Genomic DNA, 2099 nt, shown 5'->3' on the forward strand with positions numbered 1-2099 from the left:
GAGCAGGCTCGCTCCCACAGTGGATGTCCGTTACACACAAAATCTGTGTCCAATGAAGATCAAACTGTGGGAGCGAGCCTGCTCGCGATTGCAGCGACGCGGCCTAAAGCGAACTCAAACCATCTCGTCCCGAATCCATTCAACCACCGACGTCCGTTTCGGCTCCCAGCCCAGCAATTCACGCGCATGCTTGCCGCGCACCCGGCTGTTGGAGCCCAGGCCATAGTTGGCCATTTCATAACCCCATTCGGCTTCGGCGTCTTTCAACGGCCAGTCTTGCGCCTTGCCCAGTTTCAGCGCTTCAGCCATGGCCGTGGTCATGTCGATGAAGGACGCTTCACCGCTTTCGACGAAGTAGAACGTGCCTGGTACGTTTTTGGTCAGTGCCAGCAGATACAGGGACACCACGTCTTCGATGTGTACGTTGGACCAGATGTTCTGACCCGTGCCGACATGTCGGACCACACCGCTTTTACGCGCCTGTTTGAGCAAGCGCGGCAATTGTACGCTGTCGCGATTGACGCCCAGGCTGTGGCCGTAAATCAGGGTGTTGCAGATCACGGCCGAGTTCACGCCGTCTTTCGCCGCGGCGAGGATCAGGTTGTCGATGGCCACGCGGGCAGCCTTGTCGACGGTCGGTTCCGGCAGGTTGTCTTCGAAGTAGATGACGTCACTGGCTTTACCGCCGGAGGCATCGCCGACGATGCTCGAACCACTGGTGTGCAGGAACACTTTGTGGGAGCCGCGCAACGCATTGAGCAAGGCTTCCACCGCGCCACGATGGTCGCTGCTGGCAGCGTTGATCACGGCATCGGCGGCGCGGGCCTGTTCAGCCAGTAGTGCGCTGTCGTCAAGAGTGCCGATCACCGGGATGATACCGATTGCGCTCAGTTCAGTGGCTTGGTCGGCGTTGCGAACCAGGCCGGTGACTTTATGGCCCGCCCGGACAAGACCGGTGGCAATGGAGCCGCCGATGAAACCAGCAGCGCCGGTAACGAATACGTTCATGGAGAAACTCCCTGCGTGAATAAGTGATGCATTGAGTATCGAGGACCGTCCCGTGGTGAAACAGACCCGCTGACCCAAATCACTCTTGCGCAGGGATCACGAATCAGCCTGTGAAGTCCGCATTCGCATAAGCCGCCAACTTGCCCTGAATGAAGTCCAGGAAGCATTGAATGCGCAGGGCCAGTTGCGAGTTGCGGTAGTACACCGCGTTGATCGGTTGGCGATAGCCGCTGTTGAAATCCGCCAGCAGCACCTGCAAGCGACCGGCACGAATGTCGTCGATCGTCATGAAGTGCGACAGACAGGCAATGCCCTGGCCTTCCAGCGCCAGGTGCCGGATCGTCTCGCCGCTGGAGGCGCTGATCGACGCCTGAATCGGCCAGCGATCACCGTGCACATACCGTAGCGGCCACTGGTTGAGGCCCTCGTTCTGGGTAAAACCCAGCAACGCATGCCCGGCCAGGTCTGCAACCGCCGTTGGCGTGCCGTGTTGCTCAAGGTACGCCGGGCTGGCGAGGATGTGCAGCGGGCTGCAACCCAGTGAGCGTGCGTGCAGGGTTGAATCGGCCAGTGCGCCGATGCGGATGGCGATATCGGTGCTTTGTTCGAGCAAGTCGATGATCAGGTCGTTGCTGTTGAGTTCGAGCTGAATGTCGGGGTAGAGGCGGCGGAACTCGTCGATGTACGGCACGATGGCGTGCAGCATGAACGGCGAGGCGGCGTTGATCCGCAGACGCCCGGACGGGGTTTGCTGGCGTGAGGTCAGGCGTTCTTCGAGCTCGTCCATCTGATCGAGAATCAGCTTGGCGTGCTCGAAGAAATACTTGCCCTCCTCCGTCAGGTCCATGCGCCGCGTGGTGCGGTTGATCAGCGTGGTATCGAGCTTGGCCTCCAGCCGCGACAGCGTGCGGCTGACCGCCGAAGGCGTCTGCCCAACCTGTTCGGCCGCCGCGGAAATCGACCCGCACTCAATCACGCAGACGAAAATCTGCAACTCATCGGATCTGGCTTTCACGGACGCCCCTCATCGATCAATTCAGCGCCGGCCTCTGTAGGAGCCAGGCTTGCCGGCGAAGGCGTCTGCTAAAACG

At 60.3% G+C, this 2099-nt stretch carries 2 protein-coding genes; both read right to left on the reverse strand.

Translation table 11 applies throughout. The features are described from left to right. Window positions 1–114: 114 nt before the first annotated feature. Window positions 115–1008, reverse strand: a complete 894-nt coding sequence (locus QMX98_RS34215) for an NAD-dependent epimerase/dehydratase family protein (RefSeq protein ID WP_077747342.1) — start codon at window positions 1006–1008, stop codon at window positions 115–117. A 103-nt stretch (window positions 1009–1111) separates the two neighbouring features. Then, window positions 1112–2023 carry a LysR family transcriptional regulator gene (locus QMX98_RS34220; protein WP_145309814.1) on the reverse strand — a complete coding sequence of 304 codons (912 nt, stop codon included), beginning with the start codon at window positions 2021–2023 and terminating at the stop codon, window positions 1112–1114. Window positions 2024–2099 lie beyond the last annotated feature (76 nt).

Source organism: Pseudomonas sp. PS02303, assembly GCF_029959925.1.
GTDB classification, from domain to species: domain Bacteria; phylum Pseudomonadota; class Gammaproteobacteria; order Pseudomonadales; family Pseudomonadaceae; genus Aquipseudomonas; species Aquipseudomonas mandelii.

Coding starts and splice junctions, on each gene's coding strand:
- QMX98_RS34215 (WP_077747342.1), bottom strand. CDS start 1,008: ATGAACGTATTCGTTACCGGCGCTGCTGGTTTCATCGGCGGCTCCATT.